This is a genomic window from Kitasatospora sp. NPDC057500 (assembly GCF_042802195.1).
Lineage (GTDB): Bacteria > Actinomycetota > Actinomycetes > Streptomycetales > Streptomycetaceae > Kitasatospora.
On sequence record NZ_JBHVER010000001.1, the window covers coordinates 158,356 to 175,848 of the forward strand.

At 72.5% G+C, this 17,493-nt stretch carries 8 protein-coding genes; 1 reads left to right on the forward strand and 7 read right to left on the reverse strand.

Features of this window, described 5'->3' with window-relative positions; all coding sequences use genetic code 11:
* Positions 1 to 24: 24 nt before the first annotated feature.
* The 7 genes from ACFU74_RS00270 to ACFU74_RS00300 form a co-directional block, all read right to left on the reverse strand.
* On the reverse strand, positions 25 to 501 hold the full coding sequence (locus ACFU74_RS00270; RefSeq protein ID WP_380749283.1) for a hypothetical protein: 477 nt from the start codon (positions 499 to 501) through the stop codon (positions 25 to 27).
* Complete coding sequence (locus ACFU74_RS00275; RefSeq protein ID WP_380749286.1) at positions 498 to 4,628, reverse strand: discoidin domain-containing protein; 4,131 nt, start codon at positions 4,626 to 4,628, stop codon at positions 498 to 500. Before ACFU74_RS00275 ends, ACFU74_RS00270 begins: the two co-directional genes overlap by 4 nt.
* A complete protein-coding gene (locus ACFU74_RS00280; RefSeq protein WP_380749289.1) occupies positions 4,625 to 6,898 on the reverse strand; it encodes a hypothetical protein in 2,274 nt (757 codons plus the stop codon). The genes ACFU74_RS00275 and ACFU74_RS00280 overlap by 4 nt, the downstream gene beginning before the upstream one ends.
* A 7-nt stretch (positions 6,899 to 6,905) precedes the next feature.
* The gene (locus ACFU74_RS00285; protein ID WP_380749292.1) at positions 6,906 to 11,237 is read right to left on the reverse strand and encodes a DUF6603 domain-containing protein; all 4,332 of its coding nucleotides are present in this window, start codon (positions 11,235 to 11,237) and stop codon (positions 6,906 to 6,908) included.
* A gap of 22 nt (positions 11,238 to 11,259) precedes the next feature.
* The gene (locus tag ACFU74_RS00290) at positions 11,260 to 12,426 is read right to left on the reverse strand and encodes a ComEC/Rec2 family competence protein (protein ID WP_380749294.1); all 1,167 of its coding nucleotides are present in this window, start codon (positions 12,424 to 12,426) and stop codon (positions 11,260 to 11,262) included.
* A gap of 657 nt (positions 12,427 to 13,083) precedes the next feature.
* On the reverse strand, positions 13,084 to 13,746 hold the full coding sequence (locus tag ACFU74_RS00295) for a response regulator (protein ID WP_380749297.1): 663 nt from the start codon (positions 13,744 to 13,746) through the stop codon (positions 13,084 to 13,086).
* Positions 13,721 to 14,893 carry a sensor histidine kinase gene (locus ACFU74_RS00300; protein WP_380749300.1) on the reverse strand — a complete coding sequence of 391 codons (1,173 nt, stop codon included), beginning with the start codon at positions 14,891 to 14,893 and terminating at the stop codon, positions 13,721 to 13,723. The genes ACFU74_RS00295 and ACFU74_RS00300 overlap by 26 nt, the downstream gene beginning before the upstream one ends.
* Before the next feature lie 175 nt (positions 14,894 to 15,068).
* Here ACFU74_RS00300 and ACFU74_RS00305 point away from each other — a divergent pair, with 175 nt between their 5' ends.
* On the forward strand, positions 15,069 to 17,336 hold the full coding sequence (locus ACFU74_RS00305) for an MMPL family transporter (protein WP_380749302.1): 2,268 nt from the start codon (positions 15,069 to 15,071) through the stop codon (positions 17,334 to 17,336).
* Positions 17,337 to 17,493 lie beyond the last annotated feature (157 nt).

Consider the following 17,493-nt stretch of genomic DNA (forward strand, 5'->3'; position numbering starts at 1 on the left):
TTCGGAACTCCTCGGTTCGGGTCGTCAGTTGGGCAGGGCTGTGGCGGTTCCGGTGCGGCGCTGCGGGCTTCCGTCGCCGGGCGCGGTGTCCTCGGTGATGCGGGTCTGGGTGCCCAGTGGCGTGCTGATGTCGAGGGTGAGGGTGAGGGCCCAGGTCCCGTCGAAGCGGGCGGGTTCGGCGGGGCTGAGGGTGAGGAGGGTGGCGGCCGGGTCGGTGGTGGCGGTTTCGACCAGCCACTGCCGGCCGCGCCCGGGGCCGCGTTCGAGGTCCAGCCGGGTGCGCAGGATGACGGGTTCCCCGGTCGGCACGGCTGCGCCGTGGGCGGTGGGGAGGTCGAGGGTGATCCGTGTGCACCGCACCGGCCAGCCGGTGGGGCCGTCCGGGTCGTCTCCGATGGTGAGGCGGAGGCGGCTGAGGGCCACTTCGCCGGGCTGTGCGGCGGTCGCCGGGGTGTGTTCCAGGCGGTACGGGAGGAGGAGTGCTGGGTCGGGGCTGGTCACGACGCGGTTCCTTCCGGGGCCGGGGCCGGGGCCCGGGTGGGGGCGGGGGCCGGGGTGGAGCGGGTCCGTCCCGGTGCCGGCGGTTGGAGTTGGAGGTAGCCGGAGCGGGCGACGGGAAGGGGCGCGTCGGGGTGGGAGAGCCGGTCGGCGTTGTGGATGAGGTGCTCGTCCCAGTCGGGCAGTGGCAGGCCGCCGGCGGCGCCGTCCACGGGGATCGGTTCGGCCCAGGTCCAGTCGCCGTGCCAGGCTGCGGGGCGGGGCATGACGAGGGACTTGTCCGACGGCTCGGCCTGCACGCTGAACTCGCGGACGGCGCACGGACCGGAGGCGGCGACGGTGTGTCGCAGCCGCACGAAGCGCGCGGTGAGCGGTGCTTCGGGAGCGTGGTGGATCTCGGTCGCCTGGGTGCAGCTGCGCAGAAGGGTCCACTGCTCGCCGTCGGCGGAGGCTTCCAGGTCGGTGGCCGAAGGGATGCCGCTGCCGTCCGGACGGCCGAGGAGGATGTCGACGGCTTCCACCCGCCGTTCGACGTGCAGGTCGAGGCCGACCCAGTCGTCGGCCCCCGGCGGTTCGCTGCTCTCGTAGGAGGTGGTCGGGTCGCCGTCCGCCATGGCCGATGCGGGGTGGCCGGGTTGGGCCTTGACGGAGGCAGCCGCCGCCGGGGGGCCGAAGCGGTCGGGGGCGAGCAGGGGGTTGAGGCGGAAGGAGGCGCGGATGCGGGCCAGGGCCCGGTGGGTGGTGTCGGCGTCCACGGAGACGTCGGCGACGGGGAGGATGTCGGTGGTGGCGTGGACGGCGGTGTGCGGGCAGGCCAGCAGGGTGAGGTGGTGGGTGGCGGGGCGGTCGGCGGGCCTGGCGGGCAGGGTGAGGTGTGCGCCGGTGCCGATCGGCGTCACATAGGTGTTGGCCGGGCCGTTCGGATCGACGGCGTGGAAGCGGTGGTAGCGGGTTCGCTGGTCGTGGTCGTCGGCGGCGAAGTAGCCGATGAGGCCGTCGGAGAGTCGGTCGGGGTCGCCCAGGCGCACGGTCCAGCGGTAGTCGGGGTAGTCCCGGTAGTCGGGGTGGTCACGCAGGTCGGGGTAGGGCTCGCCCGGCGGGACGAGCGCGCGCTTCCAACTCGGGTCCGACAGCGGCTCGCCCAGCAGGTCCAGGCCGAGGCGGGTGCGGATGAGCGCGATGGGGCGGCCGATCAGCCGGACCGGGGAGCGGTCCTCCTCGGGCGAGGGTTCGAGGATGTGGTCGAGCGCGGTGTCGATCGTCTTGCCCAGCGCCTCGAAGGCTTCCGGCCCGTGGGCGAGCAGCCCTTGGGCGAAGGCTGCGACATGCGGGTAGGCGGCGGCGAAGTCGTCGTCCTCCGGGTGGCGGCAGGGGGCGTGCGGGAGCGCGTTCCAGGCCGTCGTGCGGGTGTTCCGGACGTCGCGCACCACGCGCAGTTCGCCGAGCGGCTCCCCGTCGGGGCCGTAGACCAGCAGGGTCCGGTCGAGGTGGTTGGCCAGCAGCCAGCCGGCCACCGGTGCTTCGGCGCCGGGGAGTTGGTCCGCGTCGACTGCCCGGGCCGCCTCCGCGGGCGGTTGGTCGGTCCGTAGCGGCACGGTGTCCAGGCGGACCCGGGCCGGTTGGACGAGCCGTGGCGGTAGCTGCACGAAGCGCTGCGGGCCGGGCGGATTCGGGAACAGGTCGCGGTCCGGCACGACGCTGTCGGCGCGGACCGGCTGGAACTGGATGGGCTGGGTGCCGGTCGGCTGCACCAGCGAGCACACGCGTCCGAAGCGGTCGATGACGACCAGCTCGATGAAGTGGAACTGGCCTGCCCGCACTGGCTGGAAGCGCTGCTCGCCGTGCCCTTCCGCGCCGTCGGGGACGTGGTTGGTCTCGCCGGCCGGCGACAGGATCGAGTGATCCGTGACGGCCTGGGCGGCCCCGTCCTGCTGGACGAGCCAGTCGTGGAAGCCGTCGAGGGCCTGGGAGAGCACGTCCATGGCCTCCAGTTCCTGGCGCATGGCACGCAGTTGTCGGGCGAGCTGCGGCGGTGCGTGCTCGGCGAGCCGCCGCGTCTGCTCGCGCAGCACGAAGCGGGTGGAGGGGGTGACGAAGGCGCGTCCGCCAAAGGCGTTCCAGCGCCGTCCGCCATCGCCGTCGCCACCGGCCGCATCCCTGCCCGTCCAACGGTACCGGTAGCGGTCGGGGTCCGGGTCGCCGTCGCGGCCGAGGCCGAACTCCCAGTTGAGGGTGGCGTCCTGGCTCCGGTAGGGGGTGGCGCAGTGCTTGATCTCCCACTGGATGTAGAGCGGGAGCCAGGGCTGGCACCACACCCCGGTGTATTCGGGCCAGGGGCCCTGGGAGTTGGCGGCCGGGTCGGCGACCACCGCGTGCAACGCGGTGTCGGTGCCGCCGGTGGCCGCGGTGCGTACGGCCCGGTCGAGCAGGGCGAACTCGGCGAGCACCGCCCTGATGATGCCCGGGACCTCCGGGGTGTTGGCGGGCAGCGGAGGTGCGGCCGGGACGTCCGCCCAGTCATTGTTGATCTTCACGCGGGTGAGCAGCGCGGAGGGCAGACGGCAGGGCAGGGGGTCGTCCTCGTCGCGGCCGAGCGGCTGCGAGGTGCCCGAGCCGGTCAGCGCGAGGACGGGGTCGGCGGGGCGGTGGTAGCTCTGTCGGGGCGCGCGCTTCAGCTCCAGCTCATCGGGAAGCCCCTCGGTCTCGGCGTGGCGGTCGATCGCGGCCTGGACCTCTTCGGGGGTGAGGCCGTGCGGGACCTTGCCACTCAGCCGCTCGGCCTCGGCGCCGAGTTGCGCCACCTGTGTACCGACGGCCTGGATCCGCCGGTCCCAGGCTGCCTCGTCGAACTCGTGGTCGAGGGGGCGGCGGTTGGTGGGCAGGTTGCGCAGCCACCACAGCGTCCACAGCTGCCACTGTGCAGCGGCGAGTTTGTGCCTGGCCTGGTCGTAGTCGTCCTGGTCTCGGTTGAGGACCGCGATCCAGTCCGGCTGCTCGGGCGGCGGGGCCTGGCTGTCGGCCTGTTCGCCGGGACGGTTGACGACCTGCCAAGTGGCGCCGCCGTCGTGGCCGCTGAACCAGGACCGGCGGGTGATCTCGTCCAGGGAGACCTGCCAGTCGGGGCCGTCGAGCTCGTCGGGGTTGCCGTGGAACAGGGCGCGGACCTGGTCGGCGAGGGCGGCGTCGCCGGTCTGGTGGTCGGCGAGGGCGGCGACGGCGTCGGCGGTGCTGTGCCCGATCGCGACCTTGACGTCCTGGGCCTTGGGGCGGTCCGAGTCCGGGTGTCCGCCCTCGCGGTTCCACGGGATGCCGAGGGCGGTGCCGACGTACCGGGTGCGGGTGATCGTCTCCGGCATGCCGTCAGGGGCGGCCCAGCCCAGGGCCCGCAGCACGTCGGCCGGGCTGTCGGGGTCCGCGCCGGGGGGCAGCAGGCCCTCGATGTCGCGTGCGGTGGTGAGGATGTCGGCGTCGTCCCGGCTGTACCAGCCGGTCACGCAGTAGCTGACGGTGCACGGCGGGGGGTAGTTGTCGTTGGCCTTGAGGTCGGCGAGGGTGTCGTGGAAGAGGAAGACGTCCTCGTGGTACGGCGCGAAGGCGGCGAAGGCGGGCAGTCCGCTGCCGATCGCGGTGAGGAACAGCGGCCGGGCGGCCGGCTCGCGCCAGGGGCCTTCGCTCAGCGGGTGGACGCGGCCGATGTAGTCGGCGCGGGGATTCTCCCGGGGGGAGGCCGGGTCGACGAACGGGGTGAAGGCCGACTCGACGGGCCCGCCGTCGGCCTTCTCCAGGTAGTCGCTGTGGACGAGGAATCCGGCAGCCTTCAACTCGCCGCGCACGTGGGCGTAGCGCACCACGAGCCAGCGGTTGGGCACCAGCGGGAAGCTGCTGACGCCGGCGGCGGAGTCGATCGCCCCGGTGGTCAGGGCTTCGGGCAGCTGCCACTGCACGTGGATGCCCTCCCCGGGGTTGCCCTCGGAGTTCTGGATGGGCGGTTCGGCGTTGCTGCGGTGGTCCTTGGAGAACGTCCACGGGTAGCGCGGGCTCCAGCGGCGGAAGTCGTCGAACTTCGCCACGTCGCGGGTGACCAGCAGCGCGTGGACCTCGACGGGAACGATCAGGTCGGTGTCGGTCATCGGGCGCTCTCCTGGCCGGGCTGGGCGTCGAGGGACAGGCGTTGCTCGACGGGGGCGTTGACGAGTTGCAGGGCGAACTCGCCGGGTGCGAGGTCGCCCAGGGCGGGGTCGAGGGCGGCGGCGAGCGCCGGCACCAGGCCCCGGTCGCCGCGCAGGGCGAGAACGTCCGGTGCGCCGCCCCCGTTGGGCAGCCGCAGATGGCTGGTGAGCAGGCCGCCTGCGGCGGGGTAGTCGCGGCGCAGCGGGTAGCCGAGGTCGGGGCCGGGCCGGTGCTCGCGCAGGTTGATCACGCTGTTGTCGCCGGTGCTGTCGTTGCTGTCGATCCCGAAGTGGATGCCTTGGCCGGGCTCGCGGATGACGATCTCGTCGGGCACGGCGTCCAGGAGCAGCAGCAGGGTGTCGGGGGCGAGGTGGTCGCGGCGCAGTTCCCTGACCGCGGCGCCTGCGGTGGTGGCGAGGATGTCGAACACCGGCCAGGCTTCGACGAGTTCGGAGCGGATCAGCAGCCCGGCCCGGCCGGTCGTCCCGGTGCGGATGCGGGTGCGGCGGCTGTCGACGGCGGCGGTGAGCGCGGTGTCGACGAGTGCGTCCAGGGAGGTGTGGACGCCGACGTCGCGGGCTCCGGCGAGCAGTGCCTCGATCCAGTTCTCGTCGATGCGGAACAGCCGGATCGATTCCGGGGGGAGCATCGCGGGGTTGGGCACCAGGTAGTTGAACGGCACCCGGCGCAGCAGGGTCAGCTCGTCCAGCCAGGCCGGCAGGGTGCGGGTGTGGCGCTCGGCGGTGGCCCGCAGGGCCGCTGCCCGGGGTCCGGCCGCGAGGACGGCGTGGGCGCTCTGCTGCGTGAGGCGGGTACGGCGGCTGCGACGGGCCGGGACCGGGGCCCGGCCGTGCGGGGCCAGGGGGCGGGCGAGCGCGTCGAGCAGACTCGCGGCGAAGCCGGGGGCGGCCAGTTCCCTCAGGGTGCGCCCGTCCAGGTCGGCGGGGTCGGCGGCGGCGAGCGCCGGGCCGGCGGTGGCCAGGGCCATCATGGTGGCTGCGGTGTTGGCCAGTTCGCGCCGCGCGCGGGTCATCTCCTCGCTGTAGTCGGGGTCGCTGAGCGCCAGGGTCCGGCCCAGCGTCCAGGCGGCGGCGTAGGAGACGTCGAACAGGCCGTGCTCCGGCTCGTAGATCAGCGCGTGGTCGGCGGTGGTCTTCGGGGTGTCGCGGGCGAAGTCGCGGGTCTCGGCGGCGATCACGGGGACGAACGGTCCGCGGTACCAGCCGTAGGTGGTCTCCCCCGACAGCAGCCGGTACGGCAGCGGGGTGTAGCCCAGGTGCAGGCGACGGCGGGCGTACCGCTCGGCGTCCGCGGTGGAGCGGGCCGCCGCGCTCGGGCTCGGGCGCAGACGCAACGCCAGGTTCTCCCGGTCGGCGCGGGCGGGTGCGACGAGGTTGCTCAGCAGGGCCGCCGGGTCCCGGGTGCCGGCCGGGTCGCTGGTGAACGTCCAGGAGTGCAGCACGCACAGCCGCACGAACCGGACGTTCCCCGGGAGTTGGCCGGGGTCGAGCCTGCCGTTGAAGCCCTCCAGGGAGACCAGGTGCGCGGTGTAGGTGCCGGGCTGCCGGGGGAAGCGGTTGGCGGCCAGCACGGCGTACTGGCCCTCGGTCAGGATCTCACCGTCGTCCAGGAGTTGCGGCCGGGTGGAGACGTCGCGGACGTGGGCGAGGTAGTTGAGTTCCTCCTCCCGCGGCACCAGCGCGGTGAACAGCCCGGCCGGGACGTCGACGCTCTGGCAGCGGCTGGCCGCGATGCCCGGGGTGATGCCCGCGTCGCTGAGGTCCGGGCCGAGGATGCCCTCGCCGGGGCTGCGCAGCTCTGCGACCGTACGGGTGGTGGTCCGGCCCAAACCCTCCGGATCGTCGGGTAGTTCACCTGCCCGGAACACCATCAGCGCGAGCCAAGGGGCCTGCTCGGGCACCGCGCGGGCCTTCAGCAGCCGCTCCCAGGGCAGGACGGAGCGGTCCAGGGTGATGTGCGGCAGGGTGCGGCCGAAGTCGCCGGCGGCGCCCTCGGCCGGGTAGTGGGCGTGCACGGACGAGGGGTCCAGGACGAACCGGACCGCGCGGATCTCGAACTGCTGCGTGCTGGCCGGGATGGCCGGGTTCACGTCGACCCGGCTGCCGTCCTTGGTCAGGCGGTGCTCCGCCGTGAGCGTGTAGACGCCGGCGGGGGCCAGCGGGCGACGGTAGTCGTGGAAGGCGACGCGGAGGTCTTCGGTGCCGCTCAACGTCGGTTCACCTCTCGGCTGTGGTGGTCATGGGCGCGTTGGTGAACGCGGTCTTCGCGAGGTCCGGGTAGCGGGTCAGCGGCTCGTCGGTGCCGGGGGCGAGGCCGAATCCGGCCAGCGCGGCGTGCACCGAGGCGCGGTGGGCCGCGGTGGTCTTCGCGGCGATGCCGGAGGCCGGGTCGACGATGGCGCCGATGCTGCCCTGGCCCTCGTCGTCCGGGACGGACGGCGGCCCCTCCGGCGCCGTTCCCAGCAGCGGGATCGGCGCGTCCGGGAGCCCGTCGGCCTCCAGGGCCTCGGCGTCGACCCAGCCGACCGCTGGGCCCAGCTCGGGCCGGGGGATCTCGAAGGTGATGCCGGCCAGGCAGCCGCTGAGCAGCCCGTCGCCGTCCAGCACGTCGCCGGGTTCGCCCAGCGGCGCGCCCCACATCGCCTTGGGCATGTCCTGCCGGTAGACGGCGATCTTCCAGTCGGGCGGGGTCCAGGTGGTGTCGAACTTCTTCAGGGTGACGTGGTGTTCGGAGACCACGCCCTGCCCCTTGGGCCCCATCGGCCGGATGTCGATGGTGGCGTCCTCGGCTCCCGCGAAGCTCCTGCCGTTGAAGACGATGCGGCTGGCGGGGACGGCGGCCTCGGTGCGGACGGCGAATCCGTCCATGGAGACCAGCAACGGCTCCCCCGTCGCAGACCGGATCGCGGTCTCCTCGGGGTCGACGTCGACCAGCAACCCGGACAGCGGGGCGATGGACAGCGGGGCGGGCAGCTGGACGCTGAACTCCCCCCAGTCGATCGCCGGCACACCGTCCCGGCCGGTGCCGAACTCGACGGTGAAGCTGATGAACCAGACCTTGATCCTGGCCCGGCCGCCGATCGGCGGACCCCACAGGTCCAGCGACACCCCGACCGACAGCGAGACCCGCACCCGGATGAACAGCACCTTGACGGTGGCCGCGACCCCGATGCTCAGGCCCATCGACAGGTCGAAGTAGAACGGCTTCCACTGCACCAGCGCGTCCAGCCAGGCCGTGAACCACGCCTGCAACTGGATGCCGTGCCCCTTGTCGTAGTTCGCGGCCAGCTCGCCGCCGGCCATGAACGCTCCGTCGGTGAGCGCCGCGTAGACCCTGCCGCGGATCGCCACCGGGCCGATCGCCCACCGCCAGCCCACGCGCGGCGGGTCGGGGTAGTAGGCGGGCCGCTTGAAGCGCGGGTGGTAGCCGCCCAGGGTGAACACGAAGCCCTTGCCGCCCCCGGCCGCGGTACGGTCCTGGCCCCAGATGTAGAAGGACAGGCCGCCGGTGAGCTCGGCCGCCGGGTCGATGACGTACGAGCCGGGCGCGATGACCGCGTCCATCGAGAACAGGCCCTGGTCCTGGCGGTAGCCGATGGCCAGGTCGATGACGACCCGGGCGATCGGCCTCGTGGCGGCCTTGCTGCGCGGCAGGTCGATCGTGGTGCGCCCGATCAGCAGCACCTTCCACGACTGGCCGCCCTCGACCAGCAGCAGCGCGCGGGAGCGGATGAACTCGAACGAGCTGAACTCGATCCCGCCCGCTCCCCAGTACTGGCCCTCGCGGGGCGTGATCCAGCCGCCGGGGCCGGCGAGCTTCTCCAGCACCTGCTCCGGGGTGTCACCGCTGCCGCCGCCGTCCAGCCGGTTCACCAGCGGGAACCCGCCGACCTCGTCGATCCTCGGTGTGCGGACCGTGCTGTTGACACCGAAGCCGAGCGAGACGGCGATCACCCGGAACGGCGGCGGCCCGAACAGCCCGCGCTCGCCGCCCGAGATCTCGCCGAACAGGAACATCGACGACCAGCCGTCCACGGCCTTGGCGTAGGACCCGGCGGCGTTCAGGGCGAAGAACCCGGTCTCGATCGAGGCGAGCCCGATGAACTGCTCCTTCAGCCCCGGGGCGACCTCCGGCCCGGTGCGGCGCTCCACCATGCCGCTGATCTTCAGCGGCGGCTTGTCCAACTGCACGCCCGCCCCGCGCAACCGCGGCGATACGCTCAACTCCCCGTCGAACCCCAGCCCGAGGCCCATCAGCACCAACCGGACCGGGCCCACCGACAGGACCGCGTCCAGCGCGACGAAGACCTGCCCGTCCGCGAAGCCGACGCCGATCCGCGAGATCCGCACCGCCCCGAGCGTCAGGTCGAGGTCGCGTGACCAGCTCTCGTCCGACGCCGCGTGCACGGTGACCGGGCCTCGGGAGGCGGCCACGAGCGTGCCGCCGGGCCCCGTGGTGATCGGCAGGACCAGCGGCTCCTGCCGCACCCCGCTGATGCTCAGCTCGACCTGGACGGCGATGCCCGGCCCGGCCGCCGGCCCGGCGGCAAAGCGCGGCAACCGGCGCTCCGCAGCGGAATCGAGCCGGTTCAACGCATCGTTGACCGCGCCGGCCTGCGCCGCGGTCCACCCGGTCGGCGCCGAGGTGAAGGCGATACCGTCGACGACAAGGTCCGCACCGGGCGGAATCGCCTCGCCGACCAGCGGCAGATCCGACGCGCGCGCCCCCAGGCGGACCCTCACCGCGGCCGCGTCGACCCGTGGGGCACCTGCACCGGCACCGGGACGGCTGACGTGGACCCAGCCCGTTCGCTCGGTCGAAGCCGTCATCAGCACCTGACCCGTCGCCGAGTCGTACCGCACCGAGAGCGCGGTGAGCACGGGCCGCAACACCTCGGGCAGATCGGGTAGTTCGACACCGAGTGCGGTCACCAGGTCCGTCAGCGGAACGCCTTCGTCCGCGGACCAGGCCCCGGTGATCGTCGACCCGGCGGCGTCCTCGCGGTACTCGACGCCGAATTCCAGCGCGCGCGAGCCGCCGGGCCCGTCCGGGATCTGCACGGTGAGCGTCCCCGAGATGTCCTTGTCGTAGCCGCCCGACGCCCTGCGCGACAGATGGACGGCCAGGGCGAGCACGGCATCGGCGTCACCGAGCGGAAAGGCACAGGAGCAGACCAGGTCGAACGCCCCGCCACCGCTGTCGAACGACACCCTGGTCTCGCGTACGGTCAGGTCGGCGAGCACGGCGGGCGGTGCCACGTCGAAGAGCGCGAACAGTTCGGCGGGGACCACATCCCCGGCGGTGCCGGAGAACCGCCACACGCCGTTGTCGTAGCCGGCCTCGACGCTCAGCGCGGCCCGGCCCACCGCGGCCTCCGCGGCCAGCCTGGCGGTGGGGCGGCCGGTTCCGGCGCCCTGGACGGACAGGGTGACACCGGTGAGGGCGAAGACGTCCCCGATGCTCCAGGGGCCCGCCAGATCCAGCTCGGCGCCGTAGTCCTCGGACCTCACGTTGACCCACGCGCTGAATGCCTCGGCCTCCCCGGTGGGGACTTGGGCACCGGGCAGGAACAGGGCGAGGGCGTCGGCGAGCGGGACCGGCCGGAGCAGTTCGACGTTGAGGTCGAGTTCCGGTACGGAGACCGTCACCCCCACGATCGTCTCGCCGATGTGCAGGACGCCGCCGAGCCGGGCGTGCACGCTCGCCCCGGCAGTACGCGGGGACCCGACACCGAACTCGGCATCGATCTCCTCGATCTCGAACACACCGGGGATCAGAGACCAGCGAGCAGGGATGTTCACCCGTACCGATGCGGCCAGCACGGGGTCCAGCCCTGCGGCCGCGCGATGGACATCGGGGGTGAAGACGACGCTCAGACCCGCGAGTTCGACCGCCGCCGGAAGCGGCAGGCCCGGCAGGTCGGGGAGCCTGAAGCGCTCGGAAGGCGCTCCCGGCACGAGCTGGCCGAGGTCACCGAGGGCGGAGAAGGCCACTCCGGAGAATTCGCCGTTCAGGGTGTACGTGCTCGCGGCCGGACCCTCCTGGACCAATGTCCGCAGCCTCAGCGCCACTCCCCCGGCAGCAGCGAACGGCAGATCGCCGCCCACGGTCGCGAACGTGGACACCGCGCCGCCGGCGCCGGGCTCGGCGGACAGCACCAACAGCAGTCGGTCGAAGCCGTATTCGCGGAGGAAACCTGCTTCGAGCCGCAGGTACGGCAGGTCGATCTTCCACTCGCCCGGGTCCGGGGCGGTACTCAGGGTGACGTCGAGGGTCAGCCCGGCCACGACCGGGGGTGACACCGTCGCGTTCACGGAGAACGTGACCGTCACCGCGGCCCCCGGAGGGACGCCGGGAATCGTGACCGCCCCGGAGAAGCTGAGGCCTTCCGGGTCGGCGGCAGTCACACCGGCCACGGACAGGGGGCCGCCCAGGTACGTGCCGAAGAGTTCCTCCGTCCCCGGCACGGCCAGTTCCTCCGCTGTCAGCCGGAACTCGCCCCCGATCGCCGGGAACCTGCGCCGGAGCTCCTCTGTGGTCAGCGCCATGATGTGTCCCCTTTGTGGTCCGTCAGTAGCCGATCATGACGTTGCCGGCGGCATCGAGTGTCAGGTGCCAGGTACCGCAGATGAAGCGCTCGTCGTCCGGCATCGCGGCCGTCCAGTCCGGGTTGACCATCAGTTGTGAGGTGAAGACCGACCGGTCGGTGAAGTCGACGACGAACGACGGTGCGGCGGTGTCGTCGAAGTAGGTGTACTCGTGCGGCTCGGCCGGCTGGACGGCGCCGGACCACCGCTCGACCTGCTTCAGGTGGCTGAGCCTGGGGATGCCGGAACCGTTGAAGGGCTTGGTGCCCGAACTGACGGTGAGCCGCTTCGGCTTGAGCAGCTTGATCCAACTCTCGCTGGAGGAGGTGTCACTGCCGTGATGCCCCATCTTGAGGGTGATGTCGGAGGAGAGGAACGCGGGCGTCCCCCAGGCACCGCGGATGAAGTCCTCCGTCTCCCTGGTCGCATCCCCCATGAACACCATCGCGCGCTGCTTGTAGACCAGCGCCAGGACCAGACTGTCCGGGTTCGGGTCGTACCGGCAGATCTGCTTCCAGAGGCGCGTCTTCTCATGCGGATCGGTTGAAGGGGCCAGGTACTTCTGCCACAGGGCGCTGCGCCTCGCGCAGGAGCCGGTGGCATTGGCCGCCACGGCATAGAGACCCTCGCCACCCCCCAGGGGAACGATCGGCCTACCGTACTGCCAAGGAGTGGCGGCACCCCCGCCGGCCGGAGGCCCGCTGAACGCGAGCGAGTCGGGAAGCGGCTGCGCACCCTTGTCCCGAAGCCACCTGTACGTGGCGCCCTTCACTCCGTTGGACACGTCGCGGTCGTTCTGGTAGTCCTCCAACACCCCGGTGTAGTAGGCCTCCCCGACCGTGAACCCCTCAAGTGCCCGGACCAGCAGGTTGTAGTGGTCCTCGTCGGCGTGGGTGAGGAAGAGGTGGTTGATCACCCTCCCCGGAACAAACGTACGAAGAATGTGCTGGACGTTCTCAAGTGCCCCCACAATCCGATCCGGCGGTCCGGGAATGAGGCACTTCGCACCCTTGGTCGAGCCGCAGTCGATCAGCACCACCTCGCCGGTCCCGTGCGGTGCGTTCGGAAAGACGATCAGGGTGCAGTCCCCCTGGCCGACGCCGACGAAGATCACCCTCACGTGGGGATCAGCCGGATTGGGAATTGCCATCGCAGACTCCAGGCTCTCGGGTGTACAGGGCAGGGCAGTACCGCGCACCGGTCAAGTGGCGGGCCTCATTCGCCCGCCGCATCCGCGACGGACTTCGGCGTCAGCCGAGCCGTCCGCTCACCCGGGACAGCCCCGCCCGGCCGACCGCTGCCAGTCGGTCCCGCCGAGCCCGGGCCTCCTTGAGCACCGGTCCTCGCCGGCCACCAACAGCGCGTGCAGATCTCGCAGTTCGAACAGACCCCGGTGCCGGACGAAGTCCCCTCCGAGCCGGAAGGCCGACGAACAGATCCGCAACGGACACCGACATGAGACACACTCCCTCGCCACCGGTACGAGTGACACCGCTGGAAGCACCCAACCGTCGACGGAACAGGCCGGGCCAGGACTCGCCACGCCAGGCGCCGAACAGCAGGCATCGACCGCCGCCATCGGACCCATCCATCTGACAGGAACCGATCAGATCACAGCCAGTGATCGTTTGGTGCCTCAAAGCGATATTCCGCCACCTGTCTGGCCGGATTCGGCGTTGCTCGCCCCAGAGGTCGACGGCGCCGCGGCCCGAGCCGGAGCACCGAGCCGGGACAGCCCCCAGCGGCTCAAGGAGGAGCGTGGCCCTGCTCGGCCACCTGAATCTCCGGACCGCCCACGGCCACCGTCTCAGGTTCCGGGGAGGATACGGCGCGTTTCGTAGGCCCACATCGCGATCTCGACCCGGTTGCGGGCGCCGAGTTTGGCCATCAGGCTGGCCAGATGCGTCTTCACCGTGCTGAGGCTGATGTGCAGCGCATCGGCGATCTCGGTGTTGGTCAGCCCGCGAGCGACGGCGAGGAGCACCTGCTCCTCGCGGGCGGTGACGGGTGAGACCGGCTGGGCCGCGGGCCGGCCGGCGGGCAGGTCCGCGAATGCCTGGAGCAGACGGACCGTGACGCTGGGCGCGATGAGCGCCTCCCCGTCGGACGCCGACCGTACGGCCTGGGCCAGCAGGTCCGGTCCGGTGTCCTTGAGGAGGAAGCCGCGGGCGCCGGCACGCAGCGAGCCGTAGACGTACTCGTCGAGGTCGAACGTGGTGATGACGACCACGGCCGGAGGGTCGGCGACGGCCGCGCCGGCGACCAGCCGGGTGGCCTCGATCCCGTCGAGCACGGGCATCCGGATGTCGAACAGGCAGACGTCGGGGCGCAGTTCGCGGGCCAGGCGGACCGCTTCCCGCCCGTCGGCGGCCTCGCCGACCACCTCGATGCCGGGCTGGGCGTTCAGCATGATCCGCAGCCCGGTGCGGATGATCGTCTGGTCGTCAGCGACGAGGACGCGTACGGACACCGCTCTGGCTCCTCGCTCTCGGCAGTTCGGCCTCGACATGCCAGCCCCGGTCGGTGCCCGGGCCGGCTCGTAGTGTGCCGCCGATCAGGGTCGCGCGCTCGCGCAGTCCGGTGAGTCCGTAGCCGTCGCGGCCCCGGCCGGTGCGCCGGCCGTCGTCCCGCACGCTCACCCGCACCGCGTGCCGTTCCGTGGCGACCCGGACGACGACCTCGGTCGCGTCGACCGCGTGGCGCAGCGCGTTGGTCACCGACTCCTGCACGATCCGGTAGACGGCGGCGTCCACGGCCGGGGGCAGCGTGTCCAGCTCGCCGTCGAGCCCCAGGTCGACCCTGATGCGACCGCCGGGGGTGCGCACCAGGCGTTCCAGATCCGCGACGCCGGCAGGGGGCGCCAGCTCGGCGCCGGCCCCGCGGTCGCGCAGCGCGGCGACCATGGCCCGCATTTCCTCCAGCGTGCGCGCCCCTTCCTCCTCGATCCCCTCCAGCGCCTCGACCGCGGCGGACGGCTCGGTGCCCGCGAGCACCCGGCCCGCCTGGGCGATGATCACCATGGCGGACACGTGGTGGGCCACCGTGTCGTGGAGTTCCCGGGCGAGCTGCTCGCGCTCGCGGGAGCGTACCTGCTCCAACTGCCGCTCGCGAGCGGTCACCCGGAACCGCACCGCAGCCCCGACCACGCCGGGCAGCAGCGCGAAGACGAAGCCCACGACCTTTTCGACGACCGGGCTCTCGTCCGTGACGGCACACAGCGCGCACGCCGCGACGATCACCGCGCCGCCCAGTACGATCTCGCGTCCCGATCCCCACCGGGGCAGTGCGTACACCAGCACGAGCACGACCGCGCCGGTGTTCAGGCCGACGGACTCGCGCGGTGCGGCGACGAGCGAGGCCACCTGAAGCAGGATCACCGAGCCGAACGCCAGCGTGACCGTCGCCAACGGGCGGGTCCGGCGCCACAGGGGCAGCAGGCACAGCCATACGGCGAACACCACCGCCACCGGCCGCCACACGACGTTCTCGCGCAGAGTCGCCTCCAGCGCCACACCGGCGAGGCCCGCGGCGAGCAGCGCCCAATCCCACCGCACCCGGGCGGGCGCGTCGGGCGGCCGGGGTTCGGTCCACAGGGTCCGCAGGTCCTCTCGCAGCATGGTTCTCAGCCTAGGGACCGCGGCGTGCCGCGCATCGGCCGAAAGGACGGGTCGTCACTCCGCCCCGGGGCCGACGGATCCGCGGCCCGCGAGCCGATGCCGCGGAGCGCCGCGGCGACGAACCTCGGCATCGGCGGCCGCACAAGGACGGCCGCCGATGCGGTTGGAGGAACCGATGCTCTCGAAAGCCCTGTTGCGCCTGGGCGCAAGCGCCGCCCGCCATCCCTGGCGGGTGATCGCGGCATGGCTGGTGGTGGCCACGCTCGCCGTCCTCGCCGCGATCGCCGTCGGCGGGCGGAATGCGGATTCGATGACCGTTCCGGGGCTGGACTCCCAGCGGGCCGCGGAACTGATCGAGCGGGCCGGCACCGGCCAGGAGGGGATGACCGCCCAAGTGGTCGTCACCCCCCTCGACGGCGCTGCGACGTTCTTCGACCACGACAGTGCGCGCACCGCTCTCACGCGCCTGCAGAGCGAGGTGCGGGGGCTGCCGCACGTGCTCGGCACGAGCGACCCGGCGGGGGCGCTCGACGCGGGCGGGGACACCGCCGTGCGCGGCGGCCTCGTCTCGGTCGACGGGCGGATCGCGGTCGTCCGGGTGCAGTACCCCGACCAGAGCCGGCTGTCGGCCGAGGACCTCGACGCCCTCGTCGAACTCGGCGACCGGCTGCGCGCCGAACTGCCCCTGCGCATCGAGATGGGCGGGAGCCTCTTCTACGCCTTCTCCGACCCCGACGGCGGCGCGAGCGAGCTGATCGGCCTCCTCGCCGCGGCCGCGATCCTGTTCCTGGCGTTCGGTTCGCTCGTCGCCGCCGCGCTGCCGATCGGCATGGCGGTCTTCGGGCTGACCGTCGGGGTCGCCGCGATGACGGTCCTGGCGGGGGTGACGGACGTGCCTGCCTTCGCACCGGTCCTGGGCAGCATGGTCGGTCTCGGCGTGGGCATCGACTACGCGTTGTTCGTGCTCGCCCGGCACCGGGAGTACCTCGCGCGCGGGCTCGATCCCCGCGAGGCGGCCGGGCGAGCGGTGGCCACGGCGGGCAGGCCCGTGGTCTTCGCCGGCGGCACCGTCGTCGTATCGATCCTGGGCATGGCGGTCGCGAACGTGCCGTTCATGACGGTGGGCGGGCTCGCCGTCTCGATCGTCGTTCTGACCATGGTGCTCGCGTCGGTGACGCTGCTGCCGGCCTTCCTCGGCGCCGCCGGCCCACGCCTGGCCCGGGCCGGCCGGATCGGCCGGGCCCTGCGGACCGGGAGGCCGGGCCGACCCGCACGGCGGCGGGACCCGTCGGCAGGCGCCGCCCACGGCGCCGGGTGGCGGCGCTGGATCGGGCACGTCGGCCGGCACCCGGTGCCGTACGCACTCGGCGCGGCGGGGCTGCTCCTGACCGCGACGCTGCCCGTGCTCGGCCTGCGCGTCGGCCTGCCCGACGACGGCTCACTGCCCCGCAGCCGTACCGAGCGCCGGGCCTACGACCTCGTCGCCGAGGGGTTCGGCCCGGGCACCAACGGTCCCCTCGTCATCGCCGCGGACCCCACCGGTGATCCGGGAGTGCTGGACCGACTCGTCGCGACGGTCGCGGCGGATCCGGGCATCGCATCCGTCGCGCCGGCGCACATCGATCGGGCCACCGGCATCGCGACCCTCGTGGTGTTCCCGACCACCAGCCCTCAGGACAAGGCCACGGCCGACACCATCGCCCGGCTGCGCACCGACGTGCTGCCCACGGCCATCGGGCACGGCCCGGCCAGGGCCCACGTCGGCGGCGCCGCCGCGAGCCTGTCCGATGTGGGCCGACGCACCAGCGAACGCCTGCCGGTGTTCGTCGCCGCCGTGCTGGCGATGTCGTTCCTGCTGCTGATGCTGGTCTTCCGTTCGGTACTCGTACCGCTCAAGGCGGTCCTGCTGAACCTGCTGAGCATCGGCGCGGCCTACGGCATCATGGTCGCGGTCTTCCAGTGGGGCTGGGGAGGCGCACTCATCGGGCTGGAAGCGACGGTTCCGATCGTGTCGTTCATCCCGATGTTCCTCTTCGCCATCCTGTTCGGGCTGTCGATGGACTACGAGGTGTTCCTCCTGTCCCGCGTGCGCGAGGAGTACCTGCGCACCGGCGACAACGGCACGGCGATCGTCGAGGGTGTCTCGGGCACCGCCCGGATCATCACTTCGGCCGCCCTCATCATGGTGGCGGTCTTCCTGTCCTTCGCCGTCACCGACGACCCCTCCGCCAAGATGTTCGGGCTCGGCCTGGCCGCCGCGATCTTCATCGACGCCACGGTCGTACGCATGGTGCTGGTACCGGCGACGATGACGCTCCTCGGCCGGGCCAACTGGTGGCTGCCGAAGTGGCTGGACCGGGTGCTTCCCCGCGGCCCGGTCGGCACCGGCGACACCGACGACAACGACTCCGACGCCGTGCGGCTACCGCTCGGGCGTGGTTGACCTTGTTCTGATGGTGCGTTCGACGGTGTTGCGCTTCTCGTACCTCTTCTCGTCCCTCTTCTCGTGCCGCTCCTCGTACCGCTCCTCATCGAAGCCCGGTGGCCGCCCGCCGCGTGAGCCCTTGCGCAGGCGGGCGGCGCGGCTGTCGGTCGCCTCC

Bases quoted from the DNA above. Each gene is read 5' to 3' on its own strand.
- ACFU74_RS00275 (WP_380749286.1), bottom strand. From the start codon at position 4,628: ATGACCGACACCGACCTGATCGTTCCCGTCGAGGTCCACGCGCTGCTG.
- ACFU74_RS00285 (WP_380749292.1), bottom strand. From the start codon at position 11,237: ATGGCGCTGACCACAGAGGAGCTCCGGCGCAGGTTCCCGGCGATCGGG.
- ACFU74_RS00290 (WP_380749294.1), bottom strand. From the start codon at position 12,426: ATGGCAATTCCCAATCCGGCTGATCCCCACGTGAGGGTGATCTTCGTC.
- ACFU74_RS00300 (WP_380749300.1), bottom strand. From the start codon at position 14,893: ATGCTGCGAGAGGACCTGCGGACCCTGTGGACCGAACCCCGGCCGCCC.
- ACFU74_RS00305 (WP_380749302.1), top strand. From the start codon at position 15,069: ATGCTCTCGAAAGCCCTGTTGCGCCTGGGCGCAAGCGCCGCCCGCCAT.